General features: G+C 37.3%; 12 protein-coding genes. All 12 read right to left on the reverse strand.

What is annotated here, in order from left to right:
• A partial coding sequence (locus tag AAYQ19_RS08995; protein WP_445709689.1) for an Ig-like domain-containing protein occupies nt 1-6680 on the reverse strand: 6680 nt, incomplete at its 3' end.
• 536 nt (nt 6681-7216) lie between these two features.
• Nucleotides 7217-8143 (reverse strand): tRNA epoxyqueuosine(34) reductase QueG, encoded by a 927-nt coding sequence (queG, locus tag AAYQ19_RS09000; RefSeq protein ID WP_343535906.1) that lies wholly within the window; start codon nt 8141-8143, stop codon nt 7217-7219.
• Nucleotides 8140-9486 carry a cytochrome P450 gene (locus AAYQ19_RS09005; protein WP_343535907.1) on the reverse strand — a complete coding sequence of 449 codons (1347 nt, stop codon included), beginning with the start codon at nt 9484-9486 and terminating at the stop codon, nt 8140-8142. Before AAYQ19_RS09005 ends, queG begins: the two co-directional genes overlap by 4 nt.
• A gap of 57 nt (nt 9487-9543) precedes the next feature.
• On the reverse strand, nt 9544-10359 hold the full coding sequence (locus tag AAYQ19_RS09010) for an alpha/beta hydrolase family protein (protein ID WP_343535908.1): 816 nt from the start codon (nt 10357-10359) through the stop codon (nt 9544-9546).
• Between the two features lie 9 nt (nt 10360-10368).
• A complete protein-coding gene (gene ruvB / locus AAYQ19_RS09015) occupies nt 10369-11391 on the reverse strand; it encodes a Holliday junction branch migration DNA helicase RuvB (protein WP_343535909.1) in 1023 nt (340 codons plus the stop codon).
• 107 nt (nt 11392-11498) lie between these two features.
• Entirely contained in the window at nt 11499-13301 is a 1803-nt protein-coding gene (locus AAYQ19_RS09020) for a cytochrome c oxidase subunit I (RefSeq protein WP_320569891.1), read from the reverse strand.
• Nucleotides 13302-13331: 30 nt separating this feature from the next.
• Nucleotides 13332-14522 carry a cytochrome c oxidase subunit II gene (locus tag AAYQ19_RS09025; RefSeq protein WP_343535910.1) on the reverse strand — a complete coding sequence of 397 codons (1191 nt, stop codon included), beginning with the start codon at nt 14520-14522 and terminating at the stop codon, nt 13332-13334.
• A gap of 19 nt (nt 14523-14541) precedes the next feature.
• A complete protein-coding gene (locus AAYQ19_RS09030; protein ID WP_343535911.1) occupies nt 14542-15936 on the reverse strand; it encodes a quinol:cytochrome C oxidoreductase in 1395 nt (464 codons plus the stop codon).
• Nucleotides 15937-15963: 27 nt separating this feature from the next.
• A complete protein-coding gene (locus AAYQ19_RS09035; protein ID WP_343535912.1) occupies nt 15964-16509 on the reverse strand; it encodes a c-type cytochrome in 546 nt (181 codons plus the stop codon).
• Between the two features lie 8 nt (nt 16510-16517).
• Nucleotides 16518-17042 (reverse strand): DUF3341 domain-containing protein, encoded by a 525-nt coding sequence (locus AAYQ19_RS09040; protein ID WP_026728591.1) that lies wholly within the window; start codon nt 17040-17042, stop codon nt 16518-16520.
• Nucleotides 17035-18438: an NrfD/PsrC family molybdoenzyme membrane anchor subunit gene (gene nrfD / locus AAYQ19_RS09045; RefSeq protein ID WP_035645274.1), complete on the reverse strand. Its 1404-nt coding sequence runs from the start codon at nt 18436-18438 to the stop codon at nt 17035-17037. Before nrfD ends, AAYQ19_RS09040 begins: the two co-directional genes overlap by 8 nt.
• 33 nt (nt 18439-18471) lie before the next feature.
• Nucleotides 18472-21537, reverse strand: a complete 3066-nt coding sequence (locus AAYQ19_RS09050) for a TAT-variant-translocated molybdopterin oxidoreductase (protein ID WP_343535913.1) — start codon at nt 21535-21537, stop codon at nt 18472-18474.
• Nucleotides 21538-21557: the final 20 nt, after the last annotated feature.

Raw genomic sequence — 21557 nt, forward strand, 5'->3', positions numbered from 1 at the left:
GAGTTGACCTGCCAGTTGTATGTATCTCCAGAGCAGATCGTCGCCGTCGTTATTACTTTCGCCGGCTTCGGAGTCACCGTCAGCTGAAGCTCCTGGTCCGCCGTGCATCCGTTGTTGGACACCGTATAAGTTCCTGTTGCTGTATAATTGGTAGAATTCACCGACCAGTTGTATGTATCCCCGGAACAGATCGTCGCCGTAGTGATGATTTTCGCCGGCTTCGGAGTCACAGTCAACTGAAGCTCCTGATCCGCCGTGCATCCGTTGTTCGACACCGTATAAGTTCCTGTTGCTGTATAATTCGCAGAATTCACCGACCAGTTGTAAGTATCCCCAGAACAGATCGTCGCCGTCGTGATGATTTTTGTTGGCTTCGGAGTCACCGTCAACTGAAGCTCCTGGTCCGCCGTGCATCCGTTGTTGGACACCGTATAAGTTCCTGTCGCTGTATAATTCACAGAATTCACCGACCAGTTATAAGTATCCCCAGAACAGATCGTCGCCGTCGTGATGATTTTTGCCGGCTTCGGAGTCACCGTCAACTGAAGCTCCTGATCCGCCGTGCATCCGTTGTTCGACACCGTATAAGTTCCTGTCGCGGTATAATTAGTCGAGTTGACTGACCAGTTGTATGTATCCCCAGAACAGATCGTCGCCGTCGTGATGATTTTCGCAGGCTTCGGAGTCACCGTCAACTGAAGCTCCTGATCCGCAGTGCAGCCGTTGTTGGCCACCGTATACGTTCCTGTCGCGGTATAATTCGCAGAATTCACCGACCAGTTGTATGTATCCCCAGAACAGATCGTAGCGGTCGTTATTACTTTCGCCGGCTTCGGAGTAACCGTCAGCTGAAGCTCCTGATCCGCAGTGCATCCGTTGTTGGACACAGTATACGTTCCTGTTGCTGTATAATTCGCAGAATTCACCGGCCAGTTGTATGTATCCCCAGAACAGATCGTCGCCGTCGTGATGATTTTCGCCGGCTTCGGAGTAACCGTCAGCTGAAGCTCCTGGTCCGCCGTGCATCCGTTGTTGGACACCGTATAAGTTCCTGTCGCTGTATAATTAGTCGAGTTTGCCGGCCAGTTATAAGTATCCCCAGAACAGATCGTCGCCGTCGTGATGATTTTTGCTGGCTTCGGAGTCACCGTCAACTGAAGCTCCTGATCCGCCGTGCATCCGTTGTTGGACACCGTATACGTTCCTGTCGCGGTATAATTAGTCGAGTTGGCAGGCCAGTTATAAGTATCCCCAGAGCAGATCGTCGCCGTCGTTATTACTTTCGCCGGCTTCGGAGTCACAGTCAGCTGAAGCTCCTGATCCGCCGTGCAGCCGTTGTTGGATACCGTATACGTTCCTGTCGCTGTATAATTCGCAGAATTCACCGACCAGTTGTATGTATCCCCGGAACAGATCGCAGCAGTCGTGATGATTTTCGCCGGCTTCGGAGTAACCGTCAGCTGAAGCTCCTGATCCGCAGTGCATCCGTTGTTCGACACAGTATAAGTTCCTGTCGCGGTATAATTCGCAGAATTCACCGACCAGTTGTATGTATCGCCGGAACAGATCGCAGCGGTCGTTATTACTTTCGCCGGCTTCGGAGTCACCGTCAGCTGAAGCTCCTGATCCGCCGTGCATCCGTTGTTGGCCACCATATAAGTTCCTGTCGCGGTATAATTAGTCGAGTTTGCCGGCCAATTATATGTATCGCCAGAACAGATCGCAGCGGTCGTTATTACTTTCGCAGGCTTAGGAGTAACCGTCAGCTGAAGCTCCTGGTCTGCCGTGCATCCGTTGTTGGATACCGTATAAGTTCCTGTCGCGGTATAATTAGTCGAGTTGGCAGGCCAGTTATAAGTATCCCCAGAGCAGATCGTCGCCGTCGTTATTACTTTCGCCGGCTTCGGAGTCACAGTCAGCTGAAGCTCCTGATCCGCCGTGCATCCGTTGTTGGACACCGTATAAGTTCCTGTCGCGGTATAATTCACAGAATTCACCGACCAATTATATGTATCCCCGGAACAGATCGTAGCGGTCGTTATTACTTTCGCCGGCTTCGGAGTAACCGTCAACTGCAGTTCCTGATCCGCCGTGCATCCGTTGTTGGACACCGTATAAGTTCCTGTCGCGGTATAATTCGCAGAATTCACCGACCAGTTGTAAGTATCCCCAGAACAGATCGTAGCGGTCGTTATTACTTTCGCCGGCTTCGGAGTCACCGTCAACTGAAGCTCCTGGTCCGCCGTGCATCCATTGTTGGACACCGTATAAGTTCCTGTCGCTGTATAATTCACAGAATTCACCGACCAGTTGTATGTATCGCCGGAACAGATCGTAGCGGTCGTTATTACTTTCGCCGGCTTCGGAGTCACCGTCAGCTGAAGCTCCTGGTCCGCCGTGCATCCGTTGTTGGACACCGTATAAGTTCCTGTCGCTGTATAATTCGCAGAATTCACCGGCCAGTTGTATGTATCGCCAGAACAGATCGTCGCCGTCGTGATGATTTTCGCCGGCTTCGGAGTAACCGTCAGCTGAAGCTCCTGGTCCGCCGTGCATCCGTTGTTGGATACCGTATAAGTTCCTGTCGCGGTATAATTCGTTGAGTTCACCGACCAGTTGTATGTATCACCGGAACAGATCGCAGCAGTCGTGATTACTTTCGCCGGCTTCGGAGTTACTGTAACATTTACTGCCGTTCTGCTACTCTCACAACCATTTGTTGTTTGGCTTACATAGTAAATGCCATCAACTAAAGTCTCTGTTCCAATATATAAGGTCCCATTGGAAGAGGCATCATACCATTTTAAATTACTTCCTGTCGCAACTAAATCACTTACTTTTTTTCCATCAACAATGCAAAATGTTTGAGACGAAGCTGAAGGAGCAGTAGGGATGTTATTTACAGTTACCGTCACTGGTGTCGAAGATGCACTATAACATCCTGAAGCATTTGTAACTTGGACGCTATAATTCCCAGAATTAGAAACTGTAATAGATTGTGTTGTTGCACCATTTGACCATAAATAACCAATACCGCTAGTTGAAGTCAAAACTACATTCCCTCCTGTACAAAATGTTGTGGATCCTCCTGCATTAATTGTTGGAGTCGCTGGCGTCGGATTTACTGTAACTGAAACTAACGTTCTTGTACTTTCGCAATTATTAATTGTTTGGCTTACATAATAATTATTTGAAGATAAAATCTCATTTCCTGTATATTGTGTTCCTCCTGTACTTGCAGTATACCATTTTAAATTTGTACCTGAAGTAACGGTTAAATCACTCACTTTTTTGCCATCTGCAGAACAGAATGTCAAAGATGAAGCCGTTGGTGCAGTTGCATTTGTTACTGTAACAACAACCAAAGTTCTTGGACTCTCACAACCATTTAATGTTTGAGAAACATAATAATTGTTTGATGATAAAGTCTCATTTCCTGTATATTGTGTACCTCCAGTACTTGCGTTATACCATTTTAAACTTGTTCCAGTAGCAACTAAATTACTCACTTTTTTAGCATCTGGCAAGCAAAATGATTGAGCTGATGCGGTAGGTGCTGCTGTATTATTTACTGTAACGTTTACCGAGGTCCTTGTACTCTCACCACAGCTATTACTCTGACTCACATAATAACTTCCTGATGCTAAAGTTTCAGTACCATTATAAAGTGTTCCTCCTGTTAATTGGTTATACCATTTTAAATTTGTACCAGTTGCAATTAAATCATTTACTGTTTTCGAATCTGTTCCACAAAAAGTCTGAGATGATGCTGTTGGCGCAGACGGAATATTATTTATTGTTACGAGTACCGCAGTTCTAGCACTTTCACCACAACTATTTGCAGTTTGACTTACATAATATGTTTTTGAAGTTAAAGTCGTAGTTCCCGCTAAGGCTGATGTTGAAGTATTTGTATCATACCATTTTATAGTTGGTCCTGATGGAGATAAATCACTTATCTTTTTATTATCTGCACTACAAAATGTTTGAGCCGAAGCCGTTGGTGCAGATGATGTATTATTTATTGTAATTACAATTGCGGATGTTCTCGGACTTTCACAATTATTTGCTAATGTCTGTGTCGCATAATAATTATAATTTCCAGCTGTAGTCGGTAAACTTTGAGTACTAGAAAGAGCCGTTCCACCACTACTTGCACTATACCATTTTATATAACTCCCCGTGGCCACCAAATCTCCAATTTTTTTATTCTCAGAAGAGCAAAATGTTTGGTTAGAAGCCACTGGTGCTGGAGCAAGTGTAACCATAACAGGAGAAGAACTAACACTTATACAATTTGAACTATTCAAAACTTTAACTGAATAAGTTCCATCTGTAGTAACCACAATATCACGTGTAGTTTCACCTGTTGACCATAAATACCCACTGCTACTAGTTGCTCTTAACGTGACACTACTTCCTCCAAAACAACTAATTGAACCATTATTTATAGTAGCACCACTAGTTCTTGAAGTAATAGTAGGTGTTCCTGGTGCAGTATTTACTGTCACGACAACAGACTTTACAGCTGAACATCCTTCTGCTGAAACTGCTTTTATATAATAAGTTCCGCCTGACACAGATGTCGGATTGGCCACTGCCGATGTAGCAGCCGAATTTGTCCAATATGAAAAAGTTAAATTATTACTACTTCCTGCTGTAACTGAAGCCGCTGTTAAATCACCTGAGACACAAGCAGTAAAAGCATTAGTTACGAGAGTAACCACAGGATTTGGATTTACTGCGGCACTAGCCGAATTATTTGCAGTGTTTGTATCTATTGAAGCTGGCAATGTCGCTGTATTCGTATAATTTCCAGACGATTTTACAGTCGCTGTAATTTTTAGTGTAACAGATGTTTGAGCATCTACATCGCCAATACTCCAAGTACCAGTTGAAGAATCATAAACTCCAACAGAAGGTGTTGAACTTACATAAGTATAACCTGAAGGAAGCAAATCATTAACAGAAACTCCCGAAACATTGTTTCCTCCTAAATTACTAACCTTAACCGTAAATTCTACATTAGTACCTATACAAGGAGTTGGATTATCAACTGTCTTGGTAATTCCTAAATCGGTACATAAAATAACATTAACTGGTTTTGATTGAGTTTGTACCCCACAAGCTAAAGTAGAAGCTACCGTATAGTTACCTGTTTTAGTAGCCGTATAAGTAGATGAATTTGCTCCACTAATTGCTGTTCCGTTAAAATACCATTGGTATGGATCAAAGTTAGGCGGAGTTGTAAGTTCTGCTGTATTGTTGGTACATCCACCACCAGAAATATAAGTTAAAGTTGGTTCATCAGGCTGAGCAGCGAAATTCGAGAAAAATCCTGCCATTGAAAATCCTCCTCCTTGCTGTACAATTGACACTGTCATTTTAGTATCACATGAGATAGACAGAACGTCTGGGCTTCCAATTTGCGTGTCTTCAAAGTTAATAACATACCAACCTGTGTTTCCTAATTGGTGTCGCGCGGCAATACCACTTCGTGTTTCAATATTGGTTCCATTAACCATTACAGGATCATTCTGGCTTCTTAAAAGAATGTACCCAAAATATGGCAATGTACCTGTTCCATAATTTCTAAATTTAGCCGTTTCTATGAAATTTGATCCACCACATTCTGATACCGGAGCAATTGTTGAGATATCAACCTCACATGATTGTGCAGTTCCTGAATAAACAACAACTCTCTTATCTGCAGCAACGCGTGATGCTGAAAATGGGGTATCTAAAGATCCATTATTGAAAGTATGAAAACTTCCTGCTGTTGCTAATGTAACATTTGTAGTTCCTACAACAGCACCAGAAGTCGAATAAGTATTGATTACTAAGTGCGTGTCATCTTTTGTTGCAACAACTGTGGTTTGCTCTGCTTTGTTATTTCCTTTTCCTCTTTCGATGAAGTATTCTGTTCCCAAAACCGATTCTGGTGGAATTTGATTATAAGCACTATCCCCACAACCATCGGGCATATCGATCGCTGCCGCTGTATTCATAACAGCTGGACTAGATGATTCTACTAAAGTTCCAATTGCTGCCTTAAATAAATAACTTTGACCAGCGTTCAAAGTAGTTACAATAGCATTATTGATTTTAACAGATGTATTATTTACAGTAGCCATAATACTGTAAATAGGGCGTTGGTCTCCAAAAGTACTAAAACTTCCAAGAGTTCCATCCCTATAGTAGCCCACTCTAAAACGAACTCCAAGTCCTGCGTCACCAAAACTGGTCAACGCAGCATTACCTTTCAAGTAGGCATCATTATTATCTCCCGAATTATCATCAGAAGCAACATTTCGCATATTTACCGATGTAGGCCCTGCACTTTCAACAATGAGTCCCGCACCTGAAATAACTGTATTCAGTGCGTGCATAGGAAGATCTTTCGCTAAAAGCTGAAATCTATAAATTGCCGGAGCTCCTTTTACTGCACTCAACGTTGTTTCTAAAACACCGTTACTTCTGTACAATTTAATACTAACTGGTGTTTCTGAATTTGTCGCAATAACAATTTCATTTGATTTACTAAAATACTGCCATGGCGCCGGTGCTATATAATGTTTTGTATAGAACTGGGCCGAAGCACTGAAACTAATCAGTAATAAAAATGCAATAAAAAAGTTTAGCCTAGAAAATCTAGACCGATTAAAAGTAGAGTTATGCATAGACAGACTGGGTATTAGTTTTAGAAAATAAAATGAATGACTCCGAAAACCAAAAACTGATTTTCAGATTATAGAGCAAATACGAAAAAACTAAACGAATGGATTTTTGAAATTTGAAAAAAGATTTTTCAAAATCATAAAAGTAATAACGAAGTAATTGGACCATAATATTTTAAGGTTCAAGACGTACTGGTTGTCTTTTGGATTAGATAGTAGATTTGGAGTCGCGAAAATATATAAACACCTCAATACTAGCTACATTACTCGATAAACTACACAGAAAGACGTTGAACTACACTATTCATCAAGGTAACTTAGCGCAATTCTTTCAAAAAATATAATGATTTATCAATAAAACCGAAGAAATTTCTTAATTTATTACATAAAAAACAATAAAACACAAAATTAGCAATAAAAATGCAAATTTATCTTACAAAAGAGTTTTTTAAAAAATAAATAACTTATTGATTTTCAATTGTTTGTGATTTTAAGAAAACATTAAGAGTACATTAAGATTCATGTTTTTTTATGTAGCTCTATTTCAAGAATTTAATATTCCGCTTTAGTCCCTCAAACTTGGTTCTTTTAATTGGGGAGTTTTTAAAAACGGAACGAAAAGTCTCCTCTGTAATTTCTGTCCAATCCTTTTTTGAGAAAGAAAGCAAATCAGGATTTGGATTAAATAGAGGTTCTGAATGAGGTTTAGAAAATCGGTTCCAAGGGCAAACATCTTGGCAAGTATCACAACCAAACATCCATTCATCAAATTTCCCTTTCATCTCATTGGGAATATTTTCTTTTAATTCAATCGTAAAATAAGATATACATTTACTACCATCTACGATATAAGGAGCAAGAATTGCTTGTGTGGGACAAGCATCAATACAAGCAGTGCATGAACCGCAATGATCTGTTACTTTATGATCATATTCTAAATCGAGATCTAATATAAGTTCAGCGATAAAATAAAAAGAGCCTACTTTTTGGGTAATTAAATTGCTGTTTTTTCCAATCCAGCCCAAGCCACTTTTTGCTGCCCAGGCCTTATCTAAAACCGGAGCTGAGTCGACAAAAGCGCGACCAGAAACTGCTCCTATATTTTCTTCTATCGAATGAAGAAGTTCCTTCAACTTTTCCTTAATAACAAAATGATAATCTTGACCGTAAGCATACTTCGAGATTTTAAAACTATCCGGATTTTGGGATTCCGATGGAAAATAGTTCAAAAGAAGTGAAACTACACTTTTTGCATCATCAACAAGTAAGGTAGGATCGAGGCGTTTGTCAAAATGGTTTTCCATATATGCCATCTGACCATTATGATTATTGTTTAACCATTTTTCCAGACGAGGTGCTTCTTCTTCCAAAAATCCAGCTTTCGAAATACCGCATGACAGAAAACCGAGCCTCTTGGCTTCGTCTTTTATGAATTTTGAATATATTTCTTTCGAATTAATGCTCATCTTTTAGAAAATGAAACTTCAATATTAACGGGTTTTAAAGTCACTAACGGATTAAATTCGACTTTATCTGTATTTGATTTTACAACATAACGTTTTACAATTTGCGAAATCGCTAAGCACATTTCGTAAATAGCAAATCCTGCTCCAATACACATTCTTGGTCCTGCTCCAAACGGATAAAAATATTGCATTGATTCTTTCTTCTGCTCACCCAGAAATCGTTCAGGAATAAACGCATCTGGATTTTGCCAATACTTCGGATTTCTATGCAATTCATAAAACGAAACCCCAATCAAAGTTCCTTTTTTAATTTTATATGAACCCACAAAATCATCTTCAACATTTTGTCTATCTGTTATCCAAGCCGGAGGGTATAATCGCATGGATTCATTCAAAACGGCATTTATATATACCATCTTTTGAAGCTGTTCGATAATATTGTCCGTTTGTGATTCGATTTCGGTAATCTCATCAAAAACCTTTTGTTGCACCTCAGGATATTTCCCTAAAAAATGAAGTGTAAACGTTAAAGCATTTGCTGTTGTTTCGTGTCCCGCTATAAATAATACTTTAATTTCATCTATTAATTGCTGCATAGACATACTCTCTCCGGTATCTTCATAACGAGTTTCCATTAGCATGTTGAGCAAATCATTAAAATCTTCATTTGAAACATTTCGCTCTTCAATAATTTCCTGAATGATTTGATTATTTTCTTGAGCCAACTTTAAATGTTTATTGACTTGACCGCTCAATGAAAACCACCAAGCTTTATGAGGGAGCCTAATTTCTTTGACTAAAAATTTTTGAACTTCTTCTATTATAAATTTGATGCGATGTAATTTTTCCTCTGAAATAGAAAACTCAAATAATGATTTTGCAACCACGTTAAATGCTAATTGGCTCATCGCTGGAAAAGCATTGACAACTTCATTTTCTTTCAAATTATCAATTTCAGCACTAATTGTTTTATTCATATTCTCAACAAGCATGTTCATTTTCTGTTTATGAAATGCAGGTTGAATAAGTCTTCTTTGCTTTAGCCAAAAATCCTCATCGCTAGTCAAAAGCCCTTTCCCCAAATATTTAGAAAGATAAACCGACTGAAACTTTGACTTGTGATAATTTTTTTGATTTTTAACTAAAATGTACTGAACAATTTCATTATCTCGAGATAAAATCAAATGTTTAGAAAATCCAATTTTCAAAGAAAATGAATCTCCTAATTTGTCAAAATATCTTTTATGAAACGGTATAGGATTTCTTCTGACTCCTTCTGAATCTAAAAAGAATCTTAATATCGATAACTTATTTGGGTAATTATAGTTTATGTTTTCAGACATTTTGAATAAAATTTAAACAAACCGCCTTAAATATGGTGCTTATTTTTTTATGAAGTTTTATTTATTGTGCTGCAGAATCCAATCTGTAATATCTTTTATATTCTCAATTTCAGTCTCAGGTGTATTCATTCCAGCATCATGCCCTTTGCCTTCTCTAATAATCAATTTTGTTTCTACACCTTTCTTTTTTAATTCATTATAAAGATTTTGCGATTGACTAACATTAACCACATTATCAGCATTACCATGAATTAGCAATGTTGGTATATTTGAAATATTACTAAACGGACTTATTTTCGTTAATGCAGCATTATTTCCATTTGGATTAATTTTGGTTCCCGCCAATTTTTCGATAATATCAAGGCGACCGTTATTTTTTCTAAGTGCTATCATTTCGGGAGAGTCTAATCTAGAAGGTGCGCACAAAGCTGTAATAGATTTCATGTTCTTCTTGGTGTAACCATATAACAATGCTAAATGAGCACCAGCGCTAATTCCAACAATATGGAATCCTTTTTTAGCATATCCATATTTACTAGAAGTTTTCGAAACATAAGTAACAGCTGCGTCTATATCCGCCAATAAATCTTTAGCTGAAATTGTATCATTTACATAACGATAATCTACATTAGCGACAACAAAACCTTTATTAGCAATATCCTGAGCATGTTTATTCGTGTATTCAAGTCCGCCCATTGACCACGATCCTCCATGAAGAAGAATAACAACTGGAACATCTTTTAAATTTCCATTAGGAACATATAAATCCAAAATTTGTTGCGACGATTTTCCATAAGCAAGATGTGGAAAATAACTTGTCTGGCCAAAAGAGCAGCAACAAGCAAATAATAGAAATAAAAAGTAATGCCTCATAACGTGTCTTTAAAATAATCCGCCTTGAATATTTATATTAACTTTTCCCAAATGTTTATAGGCTTTCTCTGTAACTTCTCTTCCGCGAGGAGTACGCATAATAAATCCTTCCTGAATTAAAAACGGTTCGTAGACCTCTTCAATAGTTTCACTGCTTTCAGAAACAGCAGTTGCTAAAGTAGAAAGTCCCACAGGTCCACCTTTGAATTTATTAATAATAGTCAATAAGATTTTATTATCCATTTCATCTAAACCATGGGCATCGACATTTAGTGCTTTCAAAGCATAACGCGAAATTTCAAGATCAATCCTTCCATTTCCTTTTATCTGAGCAAAATCACGAACTCGTCTTAACAAAGCGTTTGCTATACGAGGCGTTCCTCGGCTTCTGCCTGCAATTTCTATAGCGGCTTCCAGATCTATTGGTGTTTTTAATATGGAAGCACTTCTTTCTACAATTGTTGTTAAAAGTTCTGTGGTGTAATATTGCAAACGAGACGAAATTCCAAAACGCGCTCGCATTGGAGCCGTTAATAATCCAGAACGTGTAGTAGCGCCAATAAGTGTAAACGGATTTAAATTAATCTGAACCGTACGCGCATTTGGGCCAGACTCAATCATAATATCGATTTTGAAATCCTCCATTGCTGAATATAAATATTCCTCAACAACTGGACTTAATCTATGAATTTCATCAATGAACAAAACATCACGTTCATCCAAATTAGTAAGCAATCCGGCTAAATCACCAGGTTTATCTAAAACAGGTCCAGAAGTAATTTTAATTCCTACTTGCAATTCATTGGCTAATATGTTTGCCAAAGTGGTTTTTCCAAGACCCGGAGGCCCATGAAAAAGAGCATGATCAAGTGCTTCACCGCGCTGGTTAGCAGCGGCAACAAAAACTTTTAAATTTTCCAAAACCTGATCTTGTCCGGCAAAATCATCAAATGACAGTGGACGCAATCTTTTTTCAAGATCTAATTCTTCTGAGTTATATCCTTTAGTTGTAGGATCTAGATTTTCATTCATCCTACAAAGATATAGAAAGTAATCAGTTTGTAAAATAGTAAAACTGAAGGTTTAAAACTTTAACTAAACAAAAAAGGCTATCATTTCTGATAGCCTTTAAAATATTTTTAGTGATGTAAAACTTCTTCACCTTCTTTCATTGGTACATTTTGAGGAACAAAATCTACATCATGATTTGGGTTACTATAGTCATACGGCCAACGATATACATGAGGAATTTCTCCTGGCCAGTTACCGTGCATGTGCTCAACTGGAGTTGTCCACTCTAAAGTTGTAGATCTCCATGGGTTTTGAACTGCTTTCTTACCGTAGAAAATACTGCTGAAGAAATTGTATAAGAATACTAATTGGAACGCACCTCCTACAAGAGCAAATGTTGTAATTAAAACATTCACATTTTGTAAATCATCAAATAATGGGAAGTTTGTATTTGTATAGTAACGTCTTGGTAAACCAGCTAATCCAATAAAGTGCATTGGGAAGAATACTCCATAAGCACAAACTGCAGTTACCCAGAAGTGAATATAACCTAAGTTTTTATTCAACATTCTTCCGTACATTTTAGGGAACCAGTGGTAAATACCAGCAAACATTCCATAAAGTGCAGAGATACCCATTACTAAGTGAAAGTGAGCAATTACGAAGTAAGTATCGTGAACGTTAATATCTAAAGTACTATCTCCTAAAATGATTCCAGTTAAACCTCCAGTGATGAAAGTAGAAACCATTCCAATAGAAAATAACATTGCAGGGTTAAATTGTAAGTTACCTTTCCATAAAGTTGTAATCCAGTTAAATGCTTTTACAGCAGATGGAATCGCAATCAATAAAGTTGTAAAAGTAAATACAGATCCTAAGAAAGGATTCATACCCGAAATAAACATGTGGTGACCCCAAACAATAGTAGATAAGAATGCAATTGCAAGAACTGACATAATCATCGCTCTGTAACCAAAGATTGGTTTACGAGAATTTGTAGCCATAATTTCAGATACAAGACCCATTGCAGGTAAAATTACGATGTAAACCTCAGGGTGTCCTAAGAACCAGAATAAGTGCTCGAACAATACAGGAGAACCACCTTGGTAGTGTAAAACTTCACCAGCAATATAAATATCAGATAAGAAGAATGAAGTACCAAAACTTCTATCAAAAATCAATAATAATGCTGCAGATAACAATACTGGGAATGAAATAACACCGATAATAGCTGTTACAAAGAACGTCCAGATTGTAAGAGGAAGTCTAGTCATAGACATACCTTTTGTTCTTAAATTGATTACAGTTACAATGTAATTTAAAGATCCCATTAAAGAAGATGCGATAAAGATTGCCATTGAAACTAACCATAAAGTCATACCAGTTCCTGAACCAGGAATTGCTTGTGGCAATGCACTTAATGGAGGATAAATTGTCCAACCTGCAGAAGCTGGTCCAGCTTCAACAAATAAAGAACATACCATTACTACAGCAGACAAGAAAAACAACCAGTATGAAATCATATTCATGAATCCAGAAGCCATATCTCTTGCTCCAATTTGAAGCGGAATAAGTAAGTTACTAAAAGTACCACTTAAACCTGCTGTCAATACAAAGAATACCATTATAGTACCATGAATCGTAACTAATGCAAGATAAATATCATTTGCCATTACACCATTCGGTGCAAATTTATCGCCTAATAAAACATTAAAAATTTTGAAAGACTCCTCTGGCCAAGCCAATTGCATTCTGAAAAGCAAAGACATTACGATACCAATGATTCCCATAATAATACCTGTAATCAAGTATTGCTTAGCAATCATTTTGTGATCAATACTAAAAATATATTTAGTAATGAACGTGTCTTTATGATGATGTTCGTGCTCGTGATCGTGTCCGTGATCGTGACCGTGCGCTTCTGCTGACATATATGTGTACTTTAAATTTTCTAAATAATATTATTTCATCGCAACTTTAGCTACAGCTGCCTTTACAGTATCAATAACCGCTTTCACAGTATCTTGAACTTTTGCAGTAGTATCTGTAGTTGGAGCAGCTCCTTCAGCTGGTTTCTCAGCCGCTTTTGCTGCAGCAATATCTTGAGCTAAAGTAGTTTTTTCACTTAACCATTTTTTATAATCCTCAGGAGTATCAACAACCACTTTCATTTGCATGTTATAGTGAGAAGCTCCACAAATTTTATTACATAATAATAAAAAATCAAAAGTATAAGGATCTAAAGCTGTTCCGCCTTTAGCAACTAACTCAACACTTTTTTCAGCTCTAAGTTTGTTGATTTTTGCAACTTTCTCTTTCATAAAATCCAACTCTCTGTATTCAGCAGTTGTATATGTTGGAACAAAAGCGAATTCAGTAACCATACCAGGAACACAGTTCATTTGTGCTCTAAAATGAGGCATGTAAGCTGAGTGCAATACGTCTTGAGAACGCATTTTAAAGTGAACTTTTTTTCCTTTAGGAATATGCAATTCAGTAACTACGATATCATCTTGAGAATTCTTATCAGACATATCAACACCTAATGTATTAATACCCTCGATTAATCTAACGTTTGCTTTTCCTAATGTATTATCAGCACCACCATATCTTGCAGTCCATTTAAACTGTTGAGCATACAATTCAATTTCAATTACATCTTCATCTTTGTCAACGAACATAATGTTGTTCCAAGCATATAATCCATAAAGAATTAAACAAGCCAAAACTACAGATGGAATGATACTCCAAATTGCTTCTAATTTATTGCTATCCGCAAAAAACAAAGCTTTTCTGTCTTTGTGTCCTCTATTTTTAAAAGAAAACCAATATAATAAACCTTGAGTAATAACTTGAACTGTAAAAATCAAAACCCAAGTAATATTCATTAAGTTATCTACTAAAAGTCCGTGCTCAGAAGCAGGAGTATGAAGTGCTAAATTACCCCATTTCAGTAAACCATAAATCGTAAATATATAAATGAAAGCTAAAAAGCCAAACATAATATATCCTTGAACATTATTATCATTATCTGATGCAACCTGAGAATCGTCCGAAGAAGTACCTGCCTGAGTAAGGTCAAATATCTTCGTCAATTGCCACAATGCAACTGCTAATAAAACTACAACTATAATTACCAACAAACTTGTCATCTGTTTACTTCTTTAAATATTAATAATGAAAATGTTTACTTTCTTCGATGAAAGGATTTCTTTTTGCTAACAAAGGAGCTTTAGTTAATGCAGTGAATACAACAAAAATAAATAAACCTAAGAAGAAAAGAATAGATGCAATTTCAGGAACACCAATAAACCATTTGTCTCCAACTGTACCAGGCATAATCATATTAAAGAAATCTACATAGTGACCTAATAAGATAACAATACCCGCCATTACAATAACCCAATTAAGACGTTTGAAGTCTGTATTGATTAATATCAATAATGGGAAAACAAAGTTCATAACTACAGCACCAAAGAATGGCAAGTTATATAATTGAATTCTTGTTACGAAATAAGTAACCTCCTCTGGAATGTTAGCATACCAGATTAACATAAATTGAGAGAACCATAAATAAGTCCAGAAAACACTAATACCAAACATGAATTTAGCTAAATCGTGAATATGGCTTGTATTTACATACTCTAAATATCCTTTTGATTTTAAATATACTGTTACCAAAGCAATTGCTGTAATACCACTTACAAAGAAAGAAGCAAATACATACCATCCAAACAATGTACTGAACCAGTGTGGATCAAATGACATAATCCAGTCCCAAGACATGATAGATTCAGAAACAATGAAGAAAACTAGGAATCCAGCAGAAGCTTTGAAATTCTTTTTGTAGTAAAGATCATCATTTGCCTCTTCTTGCGCTAAACAGTTCTTTCTTGAAACATAACGGTAAATGTTCCATCCTAATAAAAAGACAAATGCTCTACCAATCCAAAATGGGAAATTTAAATATCCAGATTTTCCAGCAATGATTGCATCATAATTTGGACTAGCTTTCTCTGTAACTCCTTCACCAAGCCATACAAAAATATGATTAAAATGCAATCCGCATAAAACTAATATAATAAAGAAAATGATTGAACCTGCTGGCAAGTAAGCAGTAATACCCTGCATAACTCTGAATAAAACTGGAGACCAACCTGCTTGAGAAACTTGTTGAATAGCGTAAAACGCTAAAACTCCCATAGAAAGCAGTAAAAAGAAAATACAAGCAACATATAATGCAGACCATGGCTTATTTTGCAATTGGTGCAATACATGCGTTAAGTGTTCAGTATGTTCATCTGCTGCTCCAACTTTTTCATGCTCACCACCTTTGTGTGATTCATGTGAAGCTTCAGCAGCTTCATGATGCGCAGCATCTTTATGAGAAGCCTCAGCAGCCTCTTCATGTGCAGCCCCATGCGAACCGTGAGCATCCGCAGCTAGTATTTTTTCAACTTCTTGAATATCTTTAGGTGCACTTAAAAAACCATACCCAATACCTAATAGGCCAAGGACCATTAAGATGATAGAAAAAGTTTTTAATTTACTTGAAAATGTATACATATCTATTACGATCAGTTTGTTCAACAATTATAATTGGCTTTTTAGTTTTAGAACATAGTCAGCAACTAACCAACGTTCGTGGGCACTTAATTGATTTGCGTGTGAACCCATTGCATTTAAACCATAAGTCTCAACATGGAATACACTTCCTTCAGTGATTACCCTGTCTTTATAGCTAGGTACCCCAAGAAATTTCTCTCTTTCAACCAATTTACCTTTACCGTTACCAGCAGCACCATGGCAACTGATACAATAAATTTCGAAAAGCTCTTTTCCTTTACCTGAATTTCTTTCTTCTTCAGTTAAAGGTGATTTTAAATTAGCTTTAGCTAATTCATAACCAGCAGTCGAATTTTCATATTCATAAGGTTCAAAACCTCTATTAATAGTTCCTGCAACAGGAAGCTGTCCTTCTTTTTCTCCCTTAAATATTTTTGCTTCTGAATATGGCTCGTAAGCAACAGACTCATACATATTTGGGAAATACTGATAGTTCGGTGCCGAATTATTGTGGCAAGATGAAACTAAAATAGTTATACCAACTAAAAGTGTTATTTTATATATCCTTTTCATAGCTACAATTAATTCTTTTCAATTACTTTAACTTCAACAGCTCCAGTTCCTTCAAAGAAAGAAACTAATTCTGCTTCGTTATCATTTACTGCTACTTCCATTAAGAAGTGATCATCTGTTGTTCTTACATCAGGATTTTCAGCTTCTTTAAATGGCCACAATCTACTTCTCATATAAAAAGTGATTACCATTAAGTGGGCAGCAAAAAATACTGTCATCTCAAACATAATCGGCACAAAAGATGGCATATTTTGAATGAAACTAAAACTTGGTTTTCCACCAATATCTTGAGGCCAGTCATGAATCATGATATAACCCATCATTGTAGTGGCAACAGAAATACCAACACATCCGTATAAGAAAGAACAGATTGCTAATCTTGTTGGCGCTAAGCCCATGGCTTTATCCAATCCGTGAACAGGAAATGGAGTAAAAACCTCTTCAATATGATGGTGAGCAGCTCTAGTTTTCTTTACTGCATCCATCAAAATATCATCGTCATTATAAATGGCGTATATTACTTTATTACTCATGATGTGAATCTTTACTATTTGCTCTTTCTCTTATGTAATTATCTCCTGTTCCTTTCAAAATTGTTTTAACCTCTGCCTGAGCAATTACAGGGAATGTTCTAGAGTATAATAAAAACAATACGAAGAAGAAACCAATTGTTCCAATGAAAATTCCAATATCAACAAATGTTGGTGAGAACATTGTCCATGAAGATGGAAGATAATCTCTATGTAAAGAAGTAACAATGATTACAAATCTTTCAAACCACATTCCGATGTTTACTACAATCGAAATAATAAATGAGAACATGATACTTGTTCTAAGTTTCTTGAACCACATAAACTGCGGAGAGAAAACGTTACAAGTCATCATCGACCAATATGCCCACCAGTAGGGTCCAGTAGCTCTGTTTAAGAATGCATATTGCTCATACTCTACTCCTGAATACCAAGCTACGAATAACTCAGTGATGTATGCAACACCAACAATAGATCCAGTAATCATGATAATGATGTTCATCAACTCGATATGCTGTAAAGTAATGTATGCTTCAAGATTAGAAACTTTTCTCATAACAATCAACAATGTATTTACCATCGCGAATCCAGAGAAAACCGCTCCAGCAACGAAGTATGGAGGGAAAATTGTTGTATGCCATCCAGGAATTACAGAAGTAGCAAAGTCCATAGATACAATTGTGTGTACAGAAAGTACAAGAGGAGTTGCTAAACCAGCCAATACTAAAGATACTTCTTCAAAACGTTGCCAGTCTTTTGCTCTTCCGCTCCATCCAAAACTTAAGATAGAATAAACTCTCTTGTTGAATGGTGTAATAGCTCTATCACGAAGCATTGCGAAGTCAGGTAATAAACCAGTCCACCAGAAAACTAATGATACTGAAAGATACGTAGAAATTGCAAATACGTCCCAAAGTAAAGGCGAGTTAAAGTTTACCCATAGAGATCCAAATTGGTTTGGAATAGGTAATACCCAGTATGCTAACCATGGACGACCCATGTGAATAATTGGGAATAAACCTGCTTGAACTACCGAGAAGATAGTCATCGCTTCCGCAGAACGGTTAATAGCCATTCTCCAACGTTGACGAAAAAGTAATAGTACTGCAGAAATTAATGTTCCGGCGTGACCAATACCAACCCACCAAACGAAGTTCGTAATATCCCAAGCCCAACCAACTGTTTTATTTAATCCCCATGTTCCAATACCGGTAGATACGGTGTAAATTATACAACCTAATCCCCAAAGGAAGGCTGTTAATGCGATTGAAAATACAATCCACCATTGTTTATTTGCAGGTCCTTCAACAGGCGCTGCCACATCTACAGTTACATCGTGATAAGATTTATCACCTATAACTAAAGGTTTTCTAATGGGTGCTTCGTAGTGAGACGACATAATCCTTTATATTGTTTCTTAATTAATAATTTACTAAGTATTTCTAACTTTAACATGGTAAACCACATTAGGTTTTGTTCCTACATGCTCCAATAAGTGGTAAGATCTTTCGTCAGCCGCTAATTTTGCAACTTGGCTTTCTTTATCATTTACATCACCAAATATCATCGCTCCAGAAGAACAAGCACTTGAACAAGCTGTTTGGAATTCACCATCTCTTACTGGACGGCCTTCGTTTTTAGCTTTTAATTTAGTAGCTTGTGTCATTTGGATACACATAGAACATTTCTCCATAACACCACGAGAACGTACGTTAACGTCAGGATTTAATACCATACGGCCTAAATCATCGTTCATGTGATAATCGAACTCGCTGTTTTTGTTATACAAGAACCAGTTAAAACGACGTACTTTATATGGACAGTTGTTAGCACAGTAACGAGTACCAACACATCTGTTGTAAGCCATATGGTTTTGGCCTTCACGACCGTGAGAAGTTGCAGCAACAGGACAAACTGTTTCACAAGGTGCGTGATTACAGTGTTGACACATTACAGGCTGGAATGCAACTTGAGGATTTTCTCCTGCTTTTTCCATTTCATTAAATGTAGATAATGAACTAGATAAACCTGCAATTCCTTCTTTTCTCTTATTATCACCTTCAAAAGTGCTTTCAGAAGAATAATATCTATCGATACGTAACCAGTGCATATCACGGCTTCTTCTTACCTCTGCTTTACCTACAACTGGAACGTTGTTTTCAGCGTGACAAGCAATAACACAAGCCCCACATCCAGTACAAGCATTTAAGTCAATTGAAAGATTGAAATGGTGACCAGTTGTACGATCAAATGATTCCCAAAGATCTACTGTTGTAGCTTCAACCTCTTGGTGATCTAAAGATACCATTGGTTTTTCATTCCAATGTTCTGCATCTTCATCATTAAATACTTTTAGAGTAGTTTCTTTAATGATATCTCCTCTACCCATTAATGTTTTTTGTCCTTGAACACAAGCAAACTCATGAACACCATTAGCTTTAGCTAAAGTGATAGACTGAACATTATTGAAGTTTTTATATAAAGCGTAAGCATTAACACCTACTTGCATTTCTTCTTTCAAAGATGCTTTACGGCCATATCCAACTGCAAGACCAATAGTTCCAACAGCTTGTCCTGGCTGAACAATAACTGGAACATTTTCAAGTTTTACACCGTCAGCAGTTGTAATTGTAGCATAACTTCCGTTTAAACCACCATTTGCAACGATTTCATTTGATAAATCGTATTTCTTAGCATCAGCATTAGAAACTGTAATGTAGTTATCCCAAGAAACTCTTGTGATCGGATCTGGAAACTCTTGTAACCAAGGGTTATTTGCATGTTGTCCATCACCCATACCAGTTTTAGTATACAATACTAATTCTAAACCTCCTGCAGATTTTGCACTAGAAAGCGCGCTTGCAGCACTAGCAAAATCATAAGATCCGCCAGCTAAAGCAGCAGAACCAGTTACTAAAACACCATCATGCAATACTTTATTCCAAGAAGAACCAGCAATTAAACTAGCTGAATTTGCCTTAAGGTAATCGTAGAAAGTTCCACCAACACCATTTAAAGACAATAAAACATCTTGAAATTGTTTTGTATTAAAGATTGGACGAATAGTTGGCTGTGTTAAAGCGTAAGTTCCTTTAGTAATCACAACATCTCCCCAAGACTCTAAATAGTGAGGCGCTGGAGCAGCGATAGTTGCAATAGAAGCAGTTTCATCTTCTTTTAAAGAAAAAGCAACTGAAGTATCAACTTTTTTCAATCCAGAAACAAAAGAAGCTGAATCAGCTAATGTATAAGCAGGATTGATTCCGCTCATGATCAAAGTATGAACACTTCCAGCATTCATATCTTTCAACAACTGAGCAACAGCAGCGTTAGAACCTTTTCTAATTTGTCTTGTTCCAGCAGTACTGAAAGATTCACTTGCTATTTTCTGATTGATAGCCAAAACTAACAATTGAGCATTTTTATCTTCAATTCCTGAAACTAAAACTCCTTTAGTACCAGCAAGCTTCAATTGTTGAGCAGTTTTTACTGCTTCATCTTTAAGCTTACCTTCTAAAGAAACAGGTACAGAAGCACCTAAAATAATATTATATATTTGAACTAAAGCTTGTTTTTGATCAGCTGTAGTCATTGGAACACGCTTATCAGCTGCTGCTCCAGATAAAGTCATATTTGATTCAAACTGAATATGGCGAGACATTACTTTAGCCCCATCAGCTCCAGAAGGAATTCTACCTTTTGCATATCCAGAATCATATCCTCCACCTTGCCAGTCTCCTAAGAAGTCCGCACCAACAGATACAATTAAAGAAGCTTTTGAAAAATCATAATCAACTAAAGCTCTTTCACCATAAGCTGCCTCAAATGCATCTAACGCTTCAGAAGAAGAAACAGCATCGTAAACGACATGTTTTGCATTAGGGTTTTTAGCAATAAACTCACCTATCAATTTCTCAGTAGATGGACTTGCTAATGTATTTGTCAACAATACCACTTGTCCTCCTTTTGCTTTTGCTTGAGCAAGGCTTGATTTGATTTTCAAATCAACAGCAGACCAGCTGCTTTTTTCTCCTTTTACTTTTGGCTCACTCAAACGAGCACTATCGTACAATCCTAAGATAGATGCGTGAATTCTAGCATTAGCTGCAAATTTAGCACCTTCAATAGTGTTGTTTTCAACTTTGATTGGACGACCCTCGCGAGTTTTAATCAAAAGATTTGCAAAATCAAAACCATCAAAAACTGTAGTTGCGTAGTAATCAGCAACACCAGGAATGATTTGCTCTGGTTGTAAAACATAAGGGATAGACTTGTGCACAGGACCTTCGCAAGCAGCTAATGTTACAGCCGCCGTACTAAACCCTACGTACTTTAAAAAGTCACGACGTGAAGTCCCAGATGTAGATAAAGCATCAGCATTACCTAAAAACTCATCAGTAGGAATTTCTTCAACAAACTCGTTATTTCTAAGCGCCTCAACAATAGAGCTATTTTCTAGCTCCTCAACACTTTTCCAGTATTTTTTGTTTGATGACATTGTATATATATATTAAAATC

Source organism: Flavobacterium mesophilum (assembly GCF_039581405.1).
In the GTDB taxonomy this organism is placed as follows: Bacteria; Bacteroidota; Bacteroidia; order Flavobacteriales; family Flavobacteriaceae; genus Flavobacterium.